The 21,394-nt window shown below is 74.7% G+C and carries 13 protein-coding genes; 7 read left to right on the top strand and 6 right to left on the bottom strand.

Annotated features, from left to right (window positions below):
• Positions 1-407 precede the first annotated feature (407 nt).
• Entirely contained in the window at positions 408-974 is a 567-nt protein-coding gene (locus ACGF1Z_RS23315; protein ID WP_393006883.1) for a MarR family winged helix-turn-helix transcriptional regulator, read from the bottom strand.
• A gap of 143 nt (positions 975-1,117) precedes the next feature.
• Here ACGF1Z_RS23315 and ACGF1Z_RS23310 point away from each other — a divergent pair, with 143 nt between their 5' ends.
• Positions 1,118-2,395 carry an MFS transporter gene (locus ACGF1Z_RS23310; RefSeq protein ID WP_393006948.1) on the top strand — a complete coding sequence of 426 codons (1,278 nt, stop codon included), beginning with the start codon at positions 1,118-1,120 and terminating at the stop codon, positions 2,393-2,395.
• 19 nt (positions 2,396-2,414) lie between these two features.
• Here the strand turns inward: ACGF1Z_RS23310 and ACGF1Z_RS23305 are convergent, their stop codons facing one another.
• A complete protein-coding gene (locus tag ACGF1Z_RS23305; RefSeq protein ID WP_393006881.1) occupies positions 2,415-4,064 on the bottom strand; it encodes a SpoIIE family protein phosphatase in 1,650 nt (549 codons plus the stop codon).
• Positions 4,065-4,170: 106 nt separating this feature from the next.
• The gene (locus tag ACGF1Z_RS23300) at positions 4,171-5,559 is read right to left on the bottom strand and encodes an NAD(P)/FAD-dependent oxidoreductase (RefSeq protein ID WP_393006879.1); all 1,389 of its coding nucleotides are present in this window, start codon (positions 5,557-5,559) and stop codon (positions 4,171-4,173) included.
• Between the two features lie 353 nt (positions 5,560-5,912).
• Here ACGF1Z_RS23300 and ACGF1Z_RS23295 point away from each other — a divergent pair, with 353 nt between their 5' ends.
• Together ACGF1Z_RS23295 and ACGF1Z_RS23290 are read left to right on the top strand one after the other, a co-directional pair.
• Positions 5,913-6,659, top strand: a complete 747-nt coding sequence (locus ACGF1Z_RS23295; RefSeq protein ID WP_393006877.1) for a TetR/AcrR family transcriptional regulator — start codon at positions 5,913-5,915, stop codon at positions 6,657-6,659.
• A gap of 205 nt (positions 6,660-6,864) precedes the next feature.
• Positions 6,865-8,850, top strand: a complete 1,986-nt coding sequence (locus ACGF1Z_RS23290) for a sigma-70 family RNA polymerase sigma factor (RefSeq protein ID WP_393006875.1) — start codon at positions 6,865-6,867, stop codon at positions 8,848-8,850.
• Positions 8,851-8,855: 5 nt separating this feature from the next.
• Here the strand turns inward: ACGF1Z_RS23290 and ACGF1Z_RS23285 are convergent, their stop codons facing one another.
• Positions 8,856-12,041 carry an ATP-binding protein gene (locus tag ACGF1Z_RS23285; protein ID WP_393006873.1) on the bottom strand — a complete coding sequence of 1,062 codons (3,186 nt, stop codon included), beginning with the start codon at positions 12,039-12,041 and terminating at the stop codon, positions 8,856-8,858.
• A gap of 152 nt (positions 12,042-12,193) precedes the next feature.
• Complete coding sequence (locus ACGF1Z_RS23280; protein ID WP_393006871.1) at positions 12,194-14,314, bottom strand: asparagine synthase-related protein; 2,121 nt, start codon at positions 14,312-14,314, stop codon at positions 12,194-12,196.
• 551 nt (positions 14,315-14,865) lie between these two features.
• Between ACGF1Z_RS23280 and ACGF1Z_RS23275 the strand changes: the two genes are divergently transcribed.
• From ACGF1Z_RS23275 to ACGF1Z_RS23260, 4 genes are all read left to right on the top strand, one after another.
• Positions 14,866-16,335, top strand: coding sequence for an MFS transporter (locus tag ACGF1Z_RS23275; protein ID WP_393006869.1), 1,470 nt, complete (start codon positions 14,866-14,868; stop codon positions 16,333-16,335).
• A gap of 77 nt (positions 16,336-16,412) precedes the next feature.
• Positions 16,413-17,606, top strand: a complete 1,194-nt coding sequence (gene lhgO, locus ACGF1Z_RS23270) for an L-2-hydroxyglutarate oxidase (protein WP_376637927.1) — start codon at positions 16,413-16,415, stop codon at positions 17,604-17,606.
• A gap of 249 nt (positions 17,607-17,855) precedes the next feature.
• On the top strand, positions 17,856-18,683 hold the full coding sequence (gene trmB, locus ACGF1Z_RS23265) for a tRNA (guanosine(46)-N7)-methyltransferase TrmB (RefSeq protein WP_393006867.1): 828 nt from the start codon (positions 17,856-17,858) through the stop codon (positions 18,681-18,683).
• A 322-nt stretch (positions 18,684-19,005) separates the two neighbouring features.
• A complete protein-coding gene (locus ACGF1Z_RS23260) occupies positions 19,006-20,319 on the top strand; it encodes a PrsW family intramembrane metalloprotease (protein WP_393006946.1) in 1,314 nt (437 codons plus the stop codon).
• 74 nt (positions 20,320-20,393) lie between these two features.
• Here the strand turns inward: ACGF1Z_RS23260 and ACGF1Z_RS23255 are convergent, their stop codons facing one another.
• Positions 20,394-21,341, bottom strand: coding sequence for an aldo/keto reductase (locus ACGF1Z_RS23255; protein ID WP_393006865.1), 948 nt, complete (start codon positions 21,339-21,341; stop codon positions 20,394-20,396).
• Positions 21,342-21,394: the final 53 nt, after the last annotated feature.

Below are 21,394 nucleotides of genomic sequence, written 5' to 3'. Positions count from 1 at the left end.
TCCGACCCGATTTCCTCGGTGCTTTCCGGTCCCTTTTCGACTTTCGTCGTTCCGGGCCCTTCCGGCGGTTCCGACTCTATCAGACCCTTTCGGCGTCTGATTCCCAGTCAGCGGGATTCGTCTTCCCGGCTGTTGGGCCGTTCCGACGTCCTGAACTCTAGCTGATTTCCCCGGCGACCCGTAATCGGGTCTTTCGAAATGAATTTCGGCATGCCGAAATTCGTCCCGGTGAGGAGATCGTGCGGAGTTGAGGTGCCGCTACTGCGGCGGGAGTGGCTGTCGAAGAACCGTTCCGGCTCTGTGACAACTCGGAGAACACTACGCGTCGCCCAGGGGCGTGTCAAACCTCGGCTGCCCATCGGATCGACCCCTCGGACCGGCCCTCGAACAAGCCCTCGAAGGCGTGCTCAGTCGAGGTCGGTGAGCCGGCCGCCCGCGTCCGGCTGGGTCAGCTCCACGCGGCGCAGCAGGCGGATCAGCATCTCGCCCAGGGCACCCCGCTCCTCCGCCGACAGGTCCTGGAGGAGCTCCTCCTCGAAGTCGGTCGCCATCCGCATGGCCTCCAGCCACTTCTGGCGACCCTCGTCCGTCAGCTCGACGATCACGCGCACGCGGTTGTTCTCGTCGCGGTCGCGGGTGACCAGGCCCTCGCCCGCCATGCGGTCGATGCGGTGGGTCATGGCGGCCGGGGTGAGGCCGAGGCGCTTGGCGAGCTCGCCGGGACCGAGGCGGTACGGGGCGCCGGAGAGGACGAGGGTCTTCAGGACCTCCCACTCGGCGTTGCTGATGCCGAGGTCGGCGACCTGGCGGCCGTACGCCACGTTCATCCGGCGGTTCAGCCGGCCGAGGGCGGAGACCACCTTCTCGACCTGGGGGTCGAGGTCGCGGAACTCGCGCTGGTAGGCGGCGATCTGCTCGTCGAGCGTCGGCTCCTGAGGGGCCGACGAGCCGGACGGCTCGGGGTTGTCGGACATGCGGCCGAGTATCCCACGCGGCTCGTTGGCGTTGAAGTCCTTCTATGTGTATCTTTAAGCATCGAACTTTAGGATTGAAGTCTTCAGGGTTCAGGGCTACAGCACTGAACCCGCGACCGAAGTGGGTGAGTGTGACCAAGGCGATGGGCGCGGCGATGCGCCGGATTCAGGCAGGCAGCGCGCTGAGCGCGTTCGGACTCGGCTTCACCGTGCCGTACCTCTATGTGTACGTCGCTCAGGTGCGAGACCTGGGTGCGAGCACCGCGGGCGTCGTGCTGGCCGTCTTCGCCATGGCCGCACTGATGGTCCTGCCCTTCAGCGGGCGGGCCATCGACCGGCGCGGGCCGATGCCCGTGCTGCTCGTGGCCTCGCTGCTGGCCGCGCTCGGTGCGCTCGGGATGGGCCTCGCGTCCACCGTCCCCGCGGCGGTCGGCTCGGCGGCGCTGCTCGGTGCCGGTACGGCCGTGATGCAGCCGGCGCTCGCCACGATGATCGTGTGGTGCTCGACGCCGGGCACCCGCACCCGCTCGTTCGCCATGCAGTTCTTCCTGCAGAACCTCGGTCTGGGCGTCGGCGGACTCATCGGCGGCCAGCTGGTCGACGCGAGCCGTCCCGACAGCTTCCTGCTGCTGTTCTCCATCGAGTCGGCGATGTTCCTCGTCCTCGCGGCGATCGTGCTGACCGTGCGGATGCCGCGGTCGCCCGCCTTCCAGGACGCGCGGCCGGCCGCCGGGCGGAACGGCGGGGTCCGTGCGCTGCTCGGGCACAGGGCCATGGTGCAGCTGTGCGTGCTCGGCTTCGTGCTGTTCTTCGCCTGCTACGGGCAGTTCGAGTCGGGGCTCGCCGCGTACGGCACGGAGGCGGCCGGGATCGCGCCGTCGACGCTCGGCATCGCGCTCGCCGCCAACACCGCCGTGATCGTCGCGGCCCAGTTCCTGGTGCTGAAGTTCGTCGAGCGCCGCAAGCGGACCCGCGTCATCGCCGCGGTCGGTCTGATCTGGACCGTGGCGTGGCTGTTCGCCGGCTACGCGGGCCTCGGCCACGGCAGCCAGGCGATGGCGACGGCGGCGTTCGTCTCCACGTACGCCCTCTTCGGGCTCGGTGAGGCGATGCTGGCGCCGACGGTCGCCCCGCTGGTGGCCGACCTGGCGCCGGAGTCGATGGTCGGCACGTACAACTCGGCCTTCGCCCTGGTGAAGCAGCTCGCGCTGGCGGTCGGCCCCGCGGTGGGCGGTCCGATGGGGGCCTCCCTGCACGGCCCGTACATCCTGACCTTCGTGCTCTTCTCGCTCGGGATCACCTTCCTGGCGATCCGCCTCGGCAAGCGGCTCACGCCGGTGCAGAACCAGCCGGCGCCCGCCACCAGGCCGTCGAAGGTCGTGGCGCGGCACGAGCCGCAGCGCGAGACCGCCGCGGCCTGACCGCTCCCTGCCCCGCAGGTCAGCCGGGCAGGGCGAACTCGCACCACACCGCTTTGCCGCCGCCGGGTGTGCGGCGGCTTCCCCAGGACGAGGCGATCGTCGCGATGATCGAGATTCCGCGACCCGCCTCGTCCTCCGTTTCCGCCCTGCGGCGGCGCGGCAGATGGTCGTCGCCGTCCGTCACCTCGATGATCAGGCGCCGGTCGGTGCGGCGGAGCCGCAGCCGCATGGGCGGGGTGCCGTGCTGGAGGGAGTTCGCGACCAGCTCGCTGGTGGCGAGGACGCCCAGGTCGCACAGCTCGACCGGGAAGCGCCAGCTGGCGAGGACCCCGGAGGCGAAGGCACGCGCGCGGGGCGCCGCCTCGACGCCGCCGAGGAGCTCCAGGGCCGCGTTGTGGAACAGCTCGGCGGCGGCTCCCTTGCGCGCCGGGTGCTGCACGACGAGGACGGCCACGTCGTCGTCGTGCTCGGCGGTGACGCCCAGGGAGCGCATCAGCCGGTCGCAGACGACCTGCGGTGTGCCGATGGCGCCGGACAGGGCGCGCTCCAGCGCGGCGACGCCCTCGTCGATGTCCTCGCGGCGGCGCTCGACCAGGCCGTCGGTGTAGAGGACGGCGGTGGAGCCGGGCGGCAGGGCGATGGTGCCGGAGCTGTGGAGCCAGCCGCCGGTGCCGAGCGGCGGTCCGGTGGGGTCCTCGGCGCGGCGGACCGAGCCGTCCTCGTCCCGGACGAGGATGGGGAGGTGGCCGGCGGAGGCGTAGACGAGCTTGCCCTCGTTGGGGTCGTGGACCGCGTAGACGCAGGTGGCGATCTGGCTGGCGTCGATCTCGGCGGCCAGGCCGTCGAGGAGCTGGAGCACCTCGTGCGGCGGCAGGTCGAGCCGGGCGTAGGCGCGGACGGCGGTGCGGAGCTGGCCCATGACGGCGGCGGCGCGGACGCCGCGGCCCATCACGTCGCCGATGACGAGCGCGGTGCGGCCGGCGCCGAGGGTGATGACGTCGTACCAGTCGCCGCCGACGGCGGCGTCGGTGCCACCGGGCTGGTAGGTGGCGGCGATCCGCAGGTCGTCGGGCTGCTCCAGGTCCTGCGGGAGCAGGGAGCGCTGCAGGGTGACGGCGGTCTCGCGGTGCCGCCGCTCGCTGGCGCGGAGCCGTTCGGCGGCCTCGGCGTGGTCGGTGACGTCGGCGGCGTGGACGAGGACGCCGCCCTCGGCGAGGTGCGGGCTCTCCACGGGCAGGCAGGTGACGGTGTAGGACCCGCCGTCCTGGGTGCGGCGGGACTTGACGGTGCGGGGCTTGCCGCTGCGCAGGACCTGGTCGAGCAGGGGCAGCAGGCCGAGTTCCCCGGCCTCGGGGCAGGTGTCGGCGACGGTGGCCCCGGCAGGGCGGGGGCCGAAGGCGGCGGCGTACGCCTCGTTGACGTACGCGATGCGGTGCTCCGGGCCGTACACGAGCGCGACCAGGCCGGGAAGGCGGCCGACGATCTCCCGCACGGTGAAGTCCTCCAGCGCGGGGAGGCCAGCGGTGTCCGCGTCGGCGCTCCCCTCGCCGAGGTGTTCCGACCTTGGCCCGTACTCACCGCGGGCCGCGGGCACGGAGCCCTCGGTCCCCCGGGACGCCGAGCGGCGCTGCGTACCGGGGAGCCTGGCGCTCCAACGGGTGAAGTTCACGGATCTGTATGCCTCGTGGTGTCGTTGCCGTGCAGAGTCACTCTGTGCAGGTGTGAGCCCACCTATGGTCACACGTCCAGTGTGGACGAGTGCACTGACAGTGATGTCAGGCCGGGGACCCGCCCGGGTTCTCGCCCGGGGGCCTGTCCTTCGGCGCCGGTGGGGGTGTGGCGGCCAGTTCGAATTCTGCGCGCGGGTGCTCCAGGGAGCCGAGGGAGACGATCTCGCGTTTGAACAGGCCGGACAAGGTCCACTCGGCCAGGACGCGGGCCTTGCGGTTGAACGTGGGGACCCGGCTGAGGTGGTAGGCGCGGTGCATGAACCAGGCCGGGTAGCCCTTGAGCTTGCGCCCGTAGATGTGGGCGACGCCCTTGTGGAGGCCGAGCGACGCCACGGAGCCGGCGTAGGCGTGCGCGTATTCCCTGAGCGGCTGTCCGCGCAGGGAGGCGGCGATGTTCTCGGCGAGCACCTTGGTCTGGCGGACGGCGTGCTGGGCGTTGGGAGCGCATTCCCGGCCCGGCTCGTCGGCGGTGACGTCGGGGACGGCGGCCGCGTCGCCGGCGGCCCAGGCGTGGGCGACCCCGGCGACGGCGAGCTGCGGGGTGCAGACGAGCCGGCCGCGGCCGTCGAGGGGCAGGTCGGTGGCGGCGAGGAGCGGCGCGGGCCGGACGCCGGCGGTCCAGACGACCGTGCGGGTGGGCAGCCGGGTGCCGTCGCTGAGGACGGCGACGCGGTTCTCGCAGGAGTCGAGGCGGGTGCCGAGGCGGACGTCGATGTTCCGTCCGCGCAGCTCACGGATGGCGTAGCGGCCCATCTCCTCGCCGACCTCGGGCAGGATCCGGTCGGAGGCCTCGACGAGGGTCCAGCGCAGGTCCTCGGGCTTGATGTTGTGGTAGTACCGCGAGGTGTAGCGGGCCATGTCCTCGAGTTCGGCGAGCGCCTCGACGCCCGCGTAGCCGCCGCCGACGAAGACGAAGGTGAGGGCGGCGTCGCGGATGGCGGGGTCGCGCGTGGAGCTGGCGATGTCCATCTGTTCGATGACGTGGTTGCGCAGTCCGATGGCCTCCTCGACGGTCTTGAAGCCGATGCCGTGGTCTGCGAGGCCGGGGACCGGGAGGGTGCGGGAGACCGAGCCGGGGGCGATGACCAGCTCGTCGTAGCCGAGCCGGAGGCTTCCGGTGCCCTCCTCCTCGGTGGCGAGGGTGGAGAGGGTCGCGGTCCGCTTGGCGTGGTCGATCGCGTGGACCTCGCCGATGACGATCGTGCAGCGGTCGAGGACGCGGCGGAGCGGGACCACGACGTGGCGCGGGGAGATGGAGCCGGCGGCTGCCTCGGGCAGGAACGGCTGATAGGTCATGTACGGCTCGGGGGTGACCACCGTGATCTCGGCCGCGCGGCTTCTCAGCTCCGCCTTGAGCTGCCGCTGCAGGCGCAGCGCGGTGTACATCCCGACGTAGCCACCGCCGACAACGAGAATGCGCACAGGTTCGGTCACTGTCCCATGACGCAACGCCTTCCGGTGTTTGTCCACAGGCCCGGCAAATTGTGTGACCGGAGGCGTACGGAGGCGCGGGGTGGCGAAGGGGCCCACGGGGTGGAGAAGTACCCAGGTCAGGGTGGAAGTGGCCGGTTCGGGGCGGGGTCGGAATCGGGAGGGTCCGGGTCCTTGCTCCGATCGGGGGGCGCACCGTACGGAACTGCCCCTTCTGAATTGACCCCGACTCAACTATGTTCGTACCTCGTCGGGGTGTCGGACCGCCGCGTGAGGACCAAGGGCGCGGCCCGGTCGGACCCCCGTATCAGGGCGGGGAGTCTCCGGGGGGAGACATCATGAGCGGGGGAACGCTTATGCAGATTCAGGATTCCTACGGGCAGCTCCGTACGGCGCATGCGGCGCCCAACGGGCGGTCCGCACCGCTGCGCGTGGACGCGCAGCGCAATCTGGAGCACGTGCTGCGTGCCGCGCGCGAGGTGTTCGGCGAGCTCGGTTACGGCGCTCCGATGGAGGACGTGGCGCGTCGCGCCAGGGTCGGCGTCGGCACGGTGTACCGCCGCTTTCCCAGCAAGGACGTGCTGGTCCGGCGGATAGCCGAGGAGGAGACCGCGCGGCTCACGGAGCAGGCGCGGACCGCACTCGGCCAGGAGGACGAGCCGTGGTCGGCGCTGTCCCGCTTCCTGCGCACCTCGGTTGCCTCGGGCGCCGGTCGCCTGCTGCCGCCGCAGGTGCTGCGGGTGGGCGTGGACGACGTGCTGCTGCCGGCCGGTGCGCCGGAGGAGGCGCGGGTGCCGCAGCAGCGGGCGTCCGTGCCGGCGGGCTCCGTCGGATATGCGCAGCAGGTCGAGGAGCGGGTCGTCGCGCCGCGCGCGGTGCCGGCCGTCGAGCAGGAGGACACCGGGGCCGCGGAGCTCCTGGAGGTCGTGGGCCGGCTCGTGGAGCGGGCGCGTGAGGCGGGCGAGCTGCGGACGGACGTGACGGTGTCCGACGTGCTGCTCGTGATAGCCACCGCCGCGCCGGCGCTCCCGGACGCGGCCCAGCAGGCGGCGGCGTCGACCCGGCTCCTCGACATCCTTCTGGAAGGGCTGCGTTCGCGGTAGCGGGCGGCCCCGGGGAGGCCGGGGGACGCGGTGCTCGGCGGTCCTGGTGGACCGTCGAGCGTGACACGAACGGATGAGCGGTTACGCCCGGATACGGGAAGTCGCCCCGGACGAGTGGTAAGTGGACGCGGAGGCTCGGCGCGCCATCCCGCTGTGGCAGGCTGGGCGGCGTTCGAGTCCGAGCGTGCTTACGGGGGCTTCCGCGATGAGCGGTGACAGTCGGGACGAGACGCCGGCCGCCGCCGGCACCGCGGAGGGCGCGGCACCGCCCTCCCCGCGCCTGCCGGCCCACGGGAGCCCGGACGGGGCCTCGGCACCGGACGCCGGGATCGCCGCCGAGGCGAGCGTGCCGCAGCAGCGCGGGCACTCCTCGGCGGGCCGGCCCACCGCCGAGGACGCGGTCTCCACGTCCGTCCTGCCGCCGCCGCGCGACCTGCCGCCGTCCGACGCCGAACTCGTGCGGCGGATGCGGGAGGGCGACGACGGGGCCTACGAGGAGCTGTTCCGCCGGCACTCGGCTGCCGTCCGCCGTTACGCCCGCACCTGCTGCCGGGACGCGGACACCGCCGACGACCTGACGGCCGAGGTCTTCGCCCGCACCCTGCAGGCGGTACGGGGCGGAGCCGGTCCCGAACAGGCCGTGCGGGCCTATCTGCTGACCAGCGTCCGCCGCGTCGCCGCGACCTGGACGAGGACGCAGAAGCGCGAGCACCTCGTCGAGGACTTCGCGCTGTTCGTCGAGGACGCCTCCCGCGCCTCCGAGGTCCCCGAGCAGGCCGCGGGCTTCGGGACGGGCCTGGACCTGGGCGCGGACGTGCGCGCCATGCAGGACGCCGAACGTTCGCTCGCCATGCAGGCGTTCCGTTCGCTGCCCGAGCGCTGGCAGGCCGTGCTGTGGCACACCACCGTCGAGGAGGAGTCGCCGAGCGAGGTCGCCCCGCTCTTCGGCCTGACCGCGAACGCCACCGCCGTGCTCGCCAGCCGGGCCCGCGAAGGCCTCAAGCAGGCCTACCTCCAGGCCCACGTCAGCCAGGCGCTCACCGCGGGGGGCGACTGCGCCCGTTATGCCGACCGGCTGGGCGCGTTCGCGCGCGGCGGGCTGCGGATGCGGGCCGAACGCGGACTGCGCAAGCACCTCGACGAGTGCGCCAAGTGCCGGCTGGCCGCCGGTGAGCTGGCGCACGTGAACGCCGGCATCCCCGCGCTGCTGCCGGTCGCCGTCATCGGCTGGTTCGCCGCCGGATACGCGCTCAAGGCGGCCGGTGCCGTCGCCGGCGGGGTGGTCGGGGCCGGCGCCGCCGGTGCCGCGGCGGCCGCCACCGGCACGGGCGGCGCGGGCGGGACGGCGGGCGCGTCCTCCGCGGCCGCCGCCGAGGGCCTGGGCATCCCCGCCAAGGCGGGCATCGCGGCCGTGGCCGCCGTCGCCGCGACCGCCGGTCTGGTCTGGGCGCTCACCGGCTCCGAGCCGCAGCCCGTCGCCCGGCCGACGACCGCGCCGACGGTCCTCGCCCCCGTCGAACCGGCGCCCGCGCCGAAGCCGGCCCCCCGCCCCACCCCGAAGCCGACGCCCCCGCCCGTGCGGGCGGCGGTCCCCGAACCCCGGCCGACGCCGCCGCCGAGCGCGCCACCGCGCGCCACACCGCGCGCGACAACGAGCCCCGAGCCGACCCCGTCGCCGAAGGCGAAGCCCCGGCCGTCGCCCCGGCCCACCCCGCCCAGGACCACACCGCCGCCCCCGCCGCCCGCACCGCCGACCGTCTACCCGGTCGACCGGCTCGCCTACGGGATCTTCGGTGACGGCACCGAGCCCGAGGTGGACCTCGCCCGGTCCAGCTGGATGTGGCAGCGCTCCGGCCTCACGACGAGCGGCACCCGGTACGCCCACGGGGTGAGCGTCCACGCGCCGTCGTCGCTGTTCATCTCCCTCAACCGGCAGTGCACCGGCTACGACGCGGTCGTCGGCATCGACGACATCACCGTGCCGTTCGGGCCGGGCGGCGTCCGCTTCGCCGTGTACGGCGACGACGAGCTCCTGTGGCGCTCCCCGGTGCTCCGCCGCGGCGACGCGCCGGTCCCGGTGCACGTCGGCCTCTCCGGCCGCCGCACCCTGCGGCTCGTGGTCGAGGAGCACACCCCGTTCGGCCGGGCGGCGGTCGCGGACTGGGCGGAGTCGCGGATCACCTGCTCCTGAGCACGTCAGCCGGCGTACGGCGCCACACGGGTCAGGATGTCCTCGGCGGTGAACGCGCGCCCGGCCTCGTACGCGGCCGTGTAGGCGGCGGGGTCGAGCACGGCACGGGTCCGGGCCCTGAGGTCCTCCGCCTCGCGCAGCTCCGGCACCGCGCGCGGGATGTCGCCGCGCCAGGTGTCGGCGGCGGCCAGGACGCCGACGGCGAGGGCGGGTTCGCCGGTGAGGGCGAGCGTGGTGGCGACGCCCTCGGCGAGCGAGGCCGCGAAGACCTCGGCGCACTGGGCCTCCGCTGCCATGTGCAGGGCCTCGGCAGCATGGGCGACGGCCGCCCGGCCCGCGCCCTCGTGGGCCTCGATCCGGGCGGCGAGCCCCGTCACGAGGGCCTGGAAGTGCGGCGGCGGGGTGCTCTCGTCCATCACCGTGCCGGCCGCCTCCATGTGCGCGCGGGCGGCGGCGAGATCTCCTTCGAAGAGCGCGATGCCGGCCCGCAGGAAGCGGACGTACGTCGCGCCGTCGCGGACGTGGTGGCGCTCGGCCATCGCCGACGCCTCGTCGAGGCCCTTGGCGGCGGCGGTCACGTCGCCGACGCGGAAGTCGAGTTCGGCGAGCCGGGCGATGAGGAACGGCGCCTCGGCGTGCGCGCCGACCTCACGCGCGAGCCCCAGCGCCTCCTCGTACGCCTCACGCGCCTCCTCGTGCCGGCCGCGCACCATGTTGGCCTCACCGGCGGCGCTCGCGACCTGCGCCCGCATCCAGCGGTCACCGACCCGCCGGGACAGTTCGCGCAGCTCGGCGAGGTCGTCGTCGACCCCGGGCATGCCGCCCGGCATGTCGATGACCATGTGGGTGCGGAACATCAGCGAGACGCCCGTCTCCCACTCCCCGCCGAACCGGCGCGCGTTGGCGACCGCGACGTCGAGGAGCGCGCGCACCTCGCGGGGTTCGTCGGTGAAGTAGGCGGTGAACGGCCAGAGCAGGCCCGGGAAGCGGGCGGACTGCGGGCCGGATTCGGAGGAGAAGGCGCCCCGCACCCGCTCGATGAGGGCGACGGTCTCCGGGGCGCCCTCCAGCGCGGGCAGGGCCTGGCTCTCCAGGGCGAGGAAGAGGTACAGCATCCGCAGCTGCATGCGGGGCCAGTAGCGCGGGTCGGCGGGGTCCTCGGGGTCGTCGCCGAGCCGGATGACGCGCTCGACCCAGGCGAGGCCCTCGGGGCGGTAGTTGCGCAACCACCAGAACCAGCCCATGGCGAAGACCAGCCGGAGCGCGGCCGTCTCGTCCGGGGCGGTGAGGCTGACGCGGTGGAAGGCGGCCCGGATGTTGTCGAGTTCCCGCTCGATGCGGGCGATCCACGGGAGCTGTTCGCCGGAGCGGAGCAGCGGCTCGGCCCGTTCGGCGAGGGCGGTGAAGTGGGCGGTGTGCGCCGCCTCGGCGGCGGCGAGCAGCTCGGGGGTCTCGGCCGCCCGCTCGACCGCGTACTCGTGGATGGTCTCCAGGAGGCGGTAGCGCATCTCGCCGTCGTCGGTGGGGGTGGCGACGACCAGCGACTTGTCGACGAGGGCGCCGAGGGTGTCGGCGGTGCCGGGGGCGGCCGGGTCCAGGGCCTCGGCGGCGGCGAGGTCCCAGCCGCCGGCGAAGACGGAGGCCTGGCGGAGCAGGTCGCGCTCCTCCGGTTCGAGCAGCTCCCAGGACCAGTCGACGACGGCCCGCAGGGTCTGCTGGCGGGGCAGGACGGTGCGGGAGCCGGAGGTGAGGAGGAGGAACCGGTCGTCGAGGCGGTCGGCGATCTGGCGGGGGGTGAGCAGCCGCAGCCGGGCGGCGGCGAGCTCGATGGCGAGCGGGAGGCCGTCGAGGCGGCGGCAGATCTCGTCGACGGCCGGGAGGTCGTCCTCGGGGCGGAAGGCGGGGCGGACGGCCCGGGCCCGTTCGGCGAAGAGCCGGTGGGCGGGGGCCGGCGGGAGGGGTTCGACGGGGCGGACGGCCTCGCCGGGGACGCCGAGGGGCTCCCGGCTGGTGGCGAGGATCCGCAGGTCGGGGCAGTGGGTGAGGAGGGTCTCGGCGAGGGCTGCGGCGGCGCCGACGACGTGCTCGCAGTTGTCGAGGACGAGGAGCAGGGACCGCCGGGACAGGTGCTCGACGAGGTGGGCGGTGGGGTCGTCCCGGAGGGGCAGCCCTTCACGGGTGATCAGGTTGGTCTCGCGCAGGCGGAGGGCGGAGAGGACCGCGCCGGGTACGGCCTCGGGGTCGTCGAGCGGGGCGAGCTCGGCGATCCAGGCGGCGGCGCCGGCGGCCCGGAGGGCGGCCTGCTCGGCGAGTCGGGTCTTCCCGGAGCCGCCGGGGCCGGTGAGGGTGACGAGCCGGGAGCGCTCCAGGTCGGCGCGGAGCGCGGTGAGTTCGGGCTCGCGGCCGACGAACGAGGTGAGCCGCGGGCGGATGTTGCCGGCCTCGGCGACGGGCTCGGGGCGCCTCGGGGCGGGGGGCCCGCCGGCGAGCAGCTCGGCGTGCAGGGCGGTGAGCTCGGGGCCGGGGTCGGCGCCGAGCCCGTCGGCGAGGGTGCGGCGGGCGGCCTCGTAGGCGGCGAGGGCGTCGGCCGGGCGGCCCTCGGCGCGCAGGGCGCGGATCAGCTGGGCGTGGAAGGTCTCGTCGTACGGGTACGCGCCGGTCAGCTCGGTCAGTTCGGGTACGAGCCCGGCGGTGGCGCCGCGGCGCAGGTCGGCCTCGACCCGCTGCCGCAGCGCGGCGAGCCGCTGGGCCTCGGGGCGCACGCCGGCGGACTCGGGCAGGTCGGCGAGGGCGGGGCCCCGGAACAGCCCGAGCGCGGTGCGCAGCAGCGCGGCGGCGGCCTCGGCGTCGCCGGCGCCGAGCCGGGCCCCGGCGTCCCGCACCTGCCGCTCGAACACGTGGAGGTCGATGTCGTCGGGCCCGGCCACCAGCCGGTACCCACCCGGCCCGGACGCCACGGCGTCCTTCCCGAGCACGCGCCGCAGCCGCCCCACGAGCGCCTGCAGCGCGGCCTGGGCGTCGGCCGGGGGCTCGTCCCCGTACACGTCGTCGACCAGCTCCCCGACGGACACCGTGCGTCCTCCGCGCAACGCGAGCGCGGCGAGCAGCGCCCGCAGCCGGGCCCCGCCGAGGGGCAGGGACGCGCCCTGGGCGTCGAGGGCGTCGGTGGTGCCGAGGATCAGATAACGCACCGGCCCATTGTCGCGGCTGGGGATGCCGCGCGCCTCGGGGTTTACCGGCTCCCGGGAAGCCCCGGCGCCCGGCGTCGGGCTGGAAGGGCCGCCTGAACCGGGGGACCGTCTCGTCGAGCGAGCGTGCTGTGACGTTTCGGCGGCGTCGCTCCTCACGCCGGCAGGGACCGGGCGGTGGGGATGAGGGGGCCCGGGACCGCGCGGTGGCGTGGGGCGGCCGTGCCCGTCCAGCAGGAGCCGCGGCGGGCGAGGAGGCGGTGCAGCCAGAGTTCGGTGGAGATCAGGTCGGCGAGGCCGTCGAGGGGGACCTGCTCGCCGTCGGCGGCCGCCCGCAGGGCGCGGCGCACCACGCGGGCCTCGATCAGGCCCGCGTCGGCGAGGAGCGGGGCGTCGAAGAGGGCGAGGAGCTGCGGGAGGGCGGCGCGCAGGCCCGCCCGGGTGGCGGTGGCCGGGACCGCCGGGTGCGGGGCACCCCAGCCGGGCGGCAGGTCGTGGATGCCGGCGCCCGCGAGGACGGTGCGCAGCACCGTCGCGCGCGCGTCGGGCTGGACGCGCAGCGATTCGGGCAGGGCGCGGCAGGCCCGGACGACCTGGTTGTCCAGGAAGGGGGCGTGCAGACGCTGGCTGCGGACCTCCGCGGCCTGCTCCAGGACCCGGAGGTCGGCGGCGGCCCGGACCAGGGCGGCACGCGCGCGTGCCTCGCCCGGACGCTGGACGGCGGCCGGCAGGGTCGCCGCCCGGTTCAGCCGGAACGACACCTCCGCCAGCGCCTCCCCCGTCAGCCACCGCGCCGCGGGTCCCGGCCGCGACCACGCGAGGGCGGACAGCGAGGCCTCCAGGGGGCCGTAGGACCCGGCGGGTGCGCGGTTGGCCTCCAGCACGCGCGTGGCGGCCGCCTCCAGGCCGGTGCGGTACGGCGTACGGGCGAGGCGCCGGGCCGCCCGGTAGACCTGGAGGGGCACCAGGAGCGCGCCCGCCGAGGGGCCCGACGCCTTGGCCAGGGCGGTCACCGGGCGCACCAGCGAGCGGCGCCGACGGTCCATCAGCAGGTCCGCGAGACGCGCCGGATGGGCGTCCAGGACCTGGCGGGCGCCGAAGCCGGTGAGGTGGTCCGCGCTGCCCCCGGCGAGCCGCCGGCGGTGCCGCTCGGCCGACACCAGGGACGGGCCCGGTTCGTCCGTGAGCGGCCCGTCGAGGTCCGCGTACGGCAGCGCCTCCTCACCGGCCGCGACCACCACGTGGTGCAGCCGCGGGTTGGCGGCGATCTCGCGGGCCCGGGCCAGTTCGTCCGGGCTGCCGGCGCCGGCCAGGTCGTTGAAGGTGACGGCCAGGAGCCGCTCCCCCGCGCCGGTGCCGTGGCCGAGGATCGTGCCGGGCACTCCCGGCAGCCCGGCCGCGAGAAGGGCGAGGGTGCCGGACGCGCTGCCGCCGGACAGGTCGGCGCCGATCCCGGGCGCGGGCGCGCCGCCACGGGCCGCGCGCCGGTCGGCCGGGCCCATGCCGGGCACGGGCCCCGGGTCGGGCAGCGGCACCTCGGGGGCGTGCCGGGGCGCGGTGAGCCGGGCGCGCACGGACTCGACGAGCGCGTCCCGCACCGCCTCGACGGCCTGCCGCGGATCCGCCTGGGGCGCGGCGACGGCGAGCGAGGCGACCGGCTCGTAGCCGGTGATCTCGCGCGAGCCCTCGCGCAGGATCAGCGCGTGCCCGGGCGGCACCCGGCGCACCCCCTCGTACGGGGTGGAGTCGCGCAGCGCCTCGGGGGTCTCAGGGCAGGCGAGCAGCGCCGCCAGGTGCCCGATGTCGAGCTGGGCCTCGGTGAGGTCGGCGAGCGGCAGGGCGGCGGTCGCGTAGGCCGTGCCGCCCGCCCACGGGGTGTGGAACACCGGCCGGGCGCCCGCGAGATCACCGGTGACGGTGATGCGGCGGCCGATCCTGACGACCGCGGTGTAGCTGCCGGGCCACGCGGTCATATGCCGCAGTGCGCCCCCGCGCGCGGTCAGCAGTCCGCGCCGCAGTTCCTCGTCGCTCGCGGCGCAGCAGCCGAGCACGGCGAGCCGGGTGTGCTCGTCGACGGAGACCAGGCGCACCTCGTCGGGGCGCCAGTCGCCGACCGCCCACAGCGGATCGGGATCGCCCCACAGGAGTTGCGCGCCGACCGGGTGCACCGTGCGCCCCTCGGCGGGGTCGCCGACGGCGCCGGCCGAGCCGGGCGGGGACGCGAGCGGTGCGCCGAAGCGCGCGGCGACACTGCTCCAGCCCACCAGCCACCGCATCGCCGCCTCCACAAAGGTCGAGTGGAGGACATGCTGCCATGCCGAGGGCGCACAGGAGGTATCACAGAAGGCATCGCCGGAACGCGAATGCGCCCCTGGCATGGGCCAGTTGAACCGGGCGCAGGAACGGGCGCCTTTCGGCCATTCTCGACCCCCGGCAGGCCGGAGACCACTCCTGGAGGTCTCCGGCAGTCCGGGAGGCGGTCGCCTCCCGGAGCCGCCCGTCGCCCGCGGGGAATGGGGCGACGGTGTCCCCCAGCCCACCGGACCGGACCGTCGGTCCTCGGCCAAGTGGGCCGACCCACGCAGGACTCATGGAAGCGCTCCCCCCGGCACCCGACGAGAGCGCACGGGCGGGCGCACGGCCACACGGCGGGAGCACGACGGGCGGCGCCGGACCCGCCACTCATTCCATCCCACAACAATCTCGCCATACGGAACACCGCCCCTTAACGGTCGGGATCCGGCGAACTACGCTGTGCTTACGAATGCCGCACGCCTATGCCCGGCGTCGTGGCGGCCGTCTGGGTGTCGTGTCGAGGGGTGGCGTCATGTCCAGGGAGCAACGCGGGCCGAACGAAAAGCTCGGCACGGTTCTCGCCCTCGCGGGAATCAGCAATGCCGGGCTCGCCCGGCGCGTCAACGACCTCGGCGCGCAAAGAGGTCTGACGCTTCGTTACGACAAGACGTCGGTGGCGCGTTGGGTGTCGAAGGGCATGGTGCCGCAGGGCGCCGCCCCGCACCTGATCGCGGCCGCCATCGGCCAGAAGCTCGGCCGGCCCGTGCCGCTGCACGAGATCGGGCTCGCCGACGCCGACCCGGCGCCGGAGGTGGGACTCGCCTTCCCGCGCGACGTCGGCGAGGCGGTCCGCGCCGCCACCGAGCTGTACCGGCTGGATCTGGCCGGTCGCCGCAGCGGCAGCGGGATCTGGCAGTCGCTCGCCGGCTCCTTCTCCGTGAGCGCCTACGCCACACCCGCCTCGCGCTGGCTGATCACGCCCGCCGATCCGTCGGTGGAACGGGCGGTCACGCGCCTGGCACCGGCCATCGGCCCGGTCACGGCCGCGGCCGCGGCCGTCGGCGCGGGCGAGAACGCGGAGCACGCGCGCGTGGGGCACAGCGACGTGGCCAAGCTGCGCGAGGCCGCCGAGGACGCGCGCCGCTGGGACTCCAAGTACGGCGGCGGCGACTGGCGCTCCTCCATGGTCCCCGAGTGCTTACGCGTGGACGCCGCGCCGCTGCTGCTCGGCTCGTACTCGGACGAGGTCGGCCGCGCCCTGTTCGGCGCGACCGCCGAGCTGACCCGGCTGGCCGGCTGGATGGCCTTCGACACCGGCCAGCAGGAGGCCGCCCAGCGCTACTACATCCAGGCGCTGCGGCTCGCCCGCGCCGCCGCGGACGTGCCCCTGGGCGGCTACGTGCTGGCGTCGATGTCGCTCCAGGCGACCTACCGGGGCTTCGCCGACGAGGGCGTCGACCTCGCCCAGGCCGCGCTCGAACGCAACCGGGGCCTGGCCACCGCCCGCACCATGTCCTTCTTCCGGCTCGTCGAGGCCCGCGCGCACGCCAAGGCGGGCGACGGGACGGCGGCCGCCGCCGCGCTGAAGGCCGCCGAGGGCTGGCTGGAGCGCTCCCGCGCGGGGGACCCCGACCCGACCTGGCTCGGCTTCTACTCGTACGACCGGTTCTGCGCCGACGCCGCCGAGTGCTACCGCGACCTGAAGCTGCCCCGGCAGGTGCGCCGCTTCACCGAGCAGGCGCTGTCCCGGCCCACCGAGGAGTTCGTCCGCTCGCACGGCCTGCGGCTCGTGGTGTCGGCGGTCGCGGAGCTGGAGTCGGGCAACCTGGACGCGGCCTGCGCCGCCGGCACGCGCGCGGTGGAGGTGGCCGGGCGGATCTCGTCGGCGCGGACCACCGAATACGTCCGGGACCTGCTGCACCGGCTCGAACCGTACGGGGACGAACCGCGCGTCATGGAGCTGCGGGAGCGGGCCCGTCCGCTGCTCGTGGCTCCGGCGTGACGCGCGTCCCAGTGGGCGGGCGGTTTAGCGGCATTGTCAGTGGGCCAGTGCACTATCAGGGGTGGGAGGTGGCGCAGGTGTCTGTCCGGTATGACTGTGACGTGCTGGTGATCGGCGGCGGAATCGTCGGTCTGTCGACGGCGTACGCGATCACGCGCGCCGCCCCGGGCACCCGGGTCACGGTCCTGGAGAAGGAGCACGCCCCGGCCCGCCACCAGACCGGCCGGAACAGCGGCGTGATCCACAGCGGGATCTACTACCGCCCCGGCTCCCTCAAGGCGCGCTTCGCGGTCGAGGGCGCGGCGGAGATGGTGAAGTTCTGCGCCGAGTACGGCATCCCCCACGAGGTCACGGGCAAGCTGATCGTGGCCACCGACCGCGAGGAGCTGCCCCGGCTGCACGCGCTCGTGCAGCGCGGCCGGGAGAACGGGATCCCGGTCCGCGAGCTGGGCCCGGCGCAGATCAGCGAGTACGAGCCGCGGGTGCGCGGACTCGCCGCGATCCACGTGGGCACGACGGGCATCGTCGACTACGGGGCGGTGGCCGCCAAGCTGGCCGAGGCCTCCGGGGCACGGATCCTGTACGGCTCTGCGGTCACCGCCGTGGACCGGCGCCCCTGGGGCGTGGCCGTCCGCACAGGCACCGGGCGCGTGGTGCGCGGCCGGGTCCTGGTGAACTGCGCGGGCCTGCACTGCGACCGGGTGGCACGGCTCGCGGGCGACGACCCGGAGATGCGGATCGTCCCCTTCCGGGGCGAGTACTACGAGCTGACCGACCCCTCACTGGTGCGCGGCCTGGTCTATCCGGTCCCCGACCCGGCCTTCCCCTTCCTCGGCGTCCACCTCACCCGTGGCATCGACGGCGGCGTCCACGTCGGCCCGAACGCGGTCCCGGCGCTCGCCCGCGAGGGATACGGCTGGACGGTCGTCCGCCCCCGCGAGCTCGCCGGCACCCTGGCCTGGCCGGGCAGCTGGGCGATCGCCCGCGCCCACTGGCGCTACGGCGCGGGCGAACTGCACCGCTCCCTCTCCAAGCGCGCCTTCACGGAGGCGGTCCGGCGCATGCTGCCGCTGGTCGAGGAGCGCGACCTGCGCCGGGCGACGCCGGGCGTCCGGGCACAGGCGGTGCTGAAGGACGGCACGCTCGTGGACGACTTCCTGATCCGCGAGTCGGTCCGGACGGTGCACGTGCTCAACGCACCGTCCCCTGCGGCGACGGCCTCACTGCCCATCGGACGCGAAGTGGCGGGCCGGGCACTCGCCCTCCTCTAGCGGACCCCCGGGCAACGGACACCGCCTCTAGCGGACCCTCGGGCAACGGACACCGCGCTCTCCTGGCAGGCACCCCGGCGACGTGCGCCGCCGGCAGCACGGACCCGGGCAGGATCGATGTCCGCCGGGCGGCCCCTGGCGGTCCCCTCGGGCGGCCCCCTGGCGACCCCCGGCGCGCCCCCGGCGGTCCCCGCCCGGTCCCGGCGGCACCGGTGTCATCGTGCCGTGCGCCGTAGAATCGGGGGCATTGTGTCTGAGCAGCCTGAGAACACCGCGCCCCCCGTCCCCGCCGGTCCCGCCACGGCTCCGGCCGACGACGGCCGGCCCGTCGCACGCCTGGGCAGCCGGATGTTCGCGCCGGGCGAGGGTCCCTCCCCCGACCCCGCGGGGGCGCACTTCGAGCGGCGGATCCGCAGCTTCCAGCCGCGGCGCAGCCGGGTGACCGCGGGCCAGGCCGAGGCCATGCTGAAGCGCTGGCCCGACTGGGGCCTCGACATCGACGGCAAGCGGGTCCTCGACCTGGACGAGATGTTCGGCGGGCTGCCGGTCGTCCTGGAGATCGGCTTCGGCATGGGCGAGGCCACCGCGCAGATGGCCGCCGCCGACCCCGGCACCGGCATCCTCGCCGTCGACGTCCACACCCCCGGCCAGGGCAACCTGCTCGGGCTGGCCGACCGCAACGGCCTCACCAACGTGCGGGTCGCCAACGGCGACGCGATCATCCTGCTGCGCGAGATGCTCACGCCGGAGTCCCTCGCCGGCTGCCGGGTGTACTTCCCGGACCCGTGGCCCAAGAAGCGCCACCACAAGCGGCGGCTCATCCAGCCCGAGTTCCTCACCCTGCTCGCCCCGCGTCTGAAGCCCGGCGGTCTGCTGCACTGCGCCACGGACTGGGAGCCGTACGCGGAGCAGATGCTGGAGGTGCTCGACGCGCACCCCGACTTCGAGAACACCCAGGCCGACGGCGGTTACGCGCCCCGGCCCGGCTACCGGCCGCTCACCCGCTTCGAGGGCCAGGGCCTCGACAAGGGCCACGTCGTCCACGATCTGCTCTTCACCCGGCGCGCCGGGCTCTGAGCCGCGTCGTCGCGACGACGCCGGGCTCGCGGCGTCCGGCACACACCGGACACCGCTCCCCGGCCCGGCCTGACCCCGCACGGTCTGACCCGCACGGCACGACCCGGCCTGACCCGGACGGCACGACCGGGACGGCACGACCCGGCCTGACCCGCACGGCACGACCCGGACGGCACGACCCGGACGGCATGACCCGGGAGGTTTTCCACAGGCTGCGGGGAACTCCCTCGCCGCTGTCGGCGGCGCTCGTTAGGGTCGTTGCGTGTCGTCGAACCCCACTGCCGGACCCGTCACCGAGTCCGGCAACGCCCCAGCCCACGCGGTGATCCCCGCGCCCGCTCCCGTGCCCGCCCTGGAGAGCGACCAGCCGGACTTCGCCGCCGTCCCGGAGCGGGCCAAGTGGCGCTACAAGCCACGCAAGGCCTTCTGGCGCAGCCGGTTGCTCCGGGCCGTCGTGCTCATCACCGCGCTCGCGATCTGTGCGCTGGCGATCCTCGCGCTGGTGCGGGAGGAGACCGGCACCGAGGGCTTCCTCGTGGGCCTCGGTCTCGCCGTGCTGCCGGTGCCCCTGCTCCTGGCCGCGTTCCGCTGGCTCGACCGGGTCGAGCCGGCCCCCTGGAAGAACCTGCTGTTCGCGCTCGCCTGGGGAGCGTTCGCCTCCACCCTGGTGGCGATCCTCGCCAACTCCTTCGCCGTGGAGTGGATCAGCAGCGCCACCGCCGACCGCGGATCCGCCGACACCCTCGGGGCCACGGCCGTCGCGCCGGTCGTCGAGGAGACGGCCAAGGGAGCGGCCGTGCTGCTCCTCTTCCTCTTCCGGCGCAGGGACTTCACGGGCCCGGTCGACGGCCTCGTCCACGCGGGCTTCACCGCCACCGGCTTCGCCTTCACCGAGAACATCCTCTATCTGGGGAACGCTTTCGGTGAGGACATGGACCTCGGCACCGGAGGCCTTTCGACGACGGTGGGCACGTTCTTCGTCCGGGTGATCATGTCCCCGTTCGCGCACCCCCTGTTCACCTCGCTCACCGGCCTCGGCTTCGGCTTCGCCGCCCTGCTGCCGGCGACCGCCCGGCTCCGCCGCACCCGGCTGGTGCTGCTGCCGGTCGGTGGCCTGCTCGGCGCCATGGGCATGCACGCGCTGTGGAACGGGTCGGCGACCTTCCATCCGCTGGCGTTCGTCGTCGTCTACGGCATGTTCATGGTGCCCGTCTTCGCCCTGCTCACCTGGCTCGCGATATGGAGCCGCCAGAAGGAGCTGCGCACGATATCCGGCGAGCTCCCGGCCTACGCGACGGCCGGGTGGCTCGCTCTCGACGAACCGCTGGCGCTCTCCTCCATGCGGGCCCGCGCGCTGGCCCGCGGATACGCGGCGCGCAGCTTCGGCAAGCCGGCCGCGCAGGCCGTCGGGGAGTACGAGGCGTTCGCGACGACCCTGGCGTTCCTGCGGCACCGCGCCCGGCGCGGCCAGGCGGCGCCCGACTTCACGGCCCGCGAGCAGGAGTTGCTGCACCACCTGTGGCAGCGCCGGCAGGTCGCCTCTCCTGCGCTCACGTACGCGGCCCGGGCGACCGGCCGGGTCTGGGCGCCGCCGCAGTACCTGGACTACGGCGGCTACAACCCGTACCGGAGCTAGCCCGCCGCGACCGGCCGGCCCGGGCCAGGCCTCGCGGCGCAACGCCGCCTCGGCCCCGGCGGCGCCTCGGCGCCTCAGGCCTCCGACGCCTCCGTGAGCGCCGCCAGCTCCGCGTCCGTCAGCTTCAGCTGCGTGGCCGCGATCAGCGCCGGGAGCTGCTCGACCGTGCGGGCCGAGGCGATCGGGGCGGCGACGGTCGGGCGGGAGGCCAGCCAGGCCAGGGCGACCGACGCCTGCTCGGCGTCGTGGGCCGCGGCCACCGCGTCGAGGGCGGCGAGCACCTTCCGTCCGCGCTCGGTCTCCAGGTGACGGCCGGCCCCCTGGGCGCGGGCACTGGCGACGGCGGCACCGGGACGGTACTTGCCGGTGAGGAAGCCGGCCGCGAGACCGTAGTACGGCACGGCCGCGAGACCGCCCTGCTCGGCGGTGTCGAGGAGCGGGCCCTCGTACGTGTCGCGGGAGACCAGGTTGTAGTGCGGCTGGAGGGCGACGTAACGGGCGAGGCCCTCCGCCTCGGCGAAGTCGAGCGAGGCGCGCAGCCGCTCCGGGGAGATGTTGGAGGCGGCGACGGCTCGGACCTTGCCGTCCTTCACCAGCTGGTCGAGGGCGGTCACGATCTCCTCGACCGGCACGGACTCGTCGTCGAAGTGCGTGTAGTACAGGTCGATGTAGTCGGTGCCGAGGCGGCGCAGCGACTCCTCGGCCGCGGCCTTGATGTTCGTGGCACCCAGGCCCTTGTAGCGGGAGTGGGCGCCGACCTTGGTGGCGACGACGACGTCGGAGCGGTTGCCGCGGGAGGCGAGCCAGCGGCCGATGACGGTCTCGGACTCACCGCCCTCGTTGCCCTCGGCCCACTGCGAGTAGACGTCGGCGGTGTCGACGAAGTTGCCGCCCGCGGCGGCGTAGGCGTCGAGGACGGCGAAGGACTGCGCCTCGTCGGCGGTCCAGCCGAAGACGTTGCCACCGAGGGAGAGCGGGAAGACGTGCAGGTCGGAACGGCCAAGACGGCGAAGAGAAGTCATGGGGTGGTCAACGGTCCGCACCGTCGGGCCTATTCCTGGCCACCGGGACCCGC

Origin of the sequence: Streptomyces sp. NPDC048018 (assembly GCF_043202995.1) — a bacterium.
Lineage (GTDB): Bacteria > Actinomycetota > Actinomycetes > Streptomycetales > Streptomycetaceae > Streptomyces.
The sequence above is the reverse complement of the archived record's forward strand: the minus strand, read 5'-3'. Positions and strand labels throughout refer to the sequence as shown.

Bases quoted from the DNA above. Each gene is read 5' to 3' on its own strand.
- ACGF1Z_RS23255 (WP_393006865.1), bottom strand. From the start codon at position 21,341: ATGACTTCTCTTCGCCGTCTTGGCCGTTCCGACCTGCACGTCTTCCCG.
- ACGF1Z_RS23275 (WP_393006869.1), top strand. From the start codon at position 14,866: ATGTCCAGGGAGCAACGCGGGCCGAACGAAAAGCTCGGCACGGTTCTC.
- ACGF1Z_RS23290 (WP_393006875.1), top strand. From the start codon at position 6,865: ATGAGCGGTGACAGTCGGGACGAGACGCCGGCCGCCGCCGGCACCGCG.
- ACGF1Z_RS23310 (WP_393006948.1), top strand. From the start codon at position 1,118: ATGGGCGCGGCGATGCGCCGGATTCAGGCAGGCAGCGCGCTGAGCGCG.
- ACGF1Z_RS23280 (WP_393006871.1), bottom strand. From the start codon at position 14,314: ATGCGGTGGCTGGTGGGCTGGAGCAGTGTCGCCGCGCGCTTCGGCGCA.
- ACGF1Z_RS23295 (WP_393006877.1), top strand. From the start codon at position 5,913: ATGCAGATTCAGGATTCCTACGGGCAGCTCCGTACGGCGCATGCGGCG.
- ACGF1Z_RS23315 (WP_393006883.1), bottom strand. From the start codon at position 974: ATGTCCGACAACCCCGAGCCGTCCGGCTCGTCGGCCCCTCAGGAGCCG.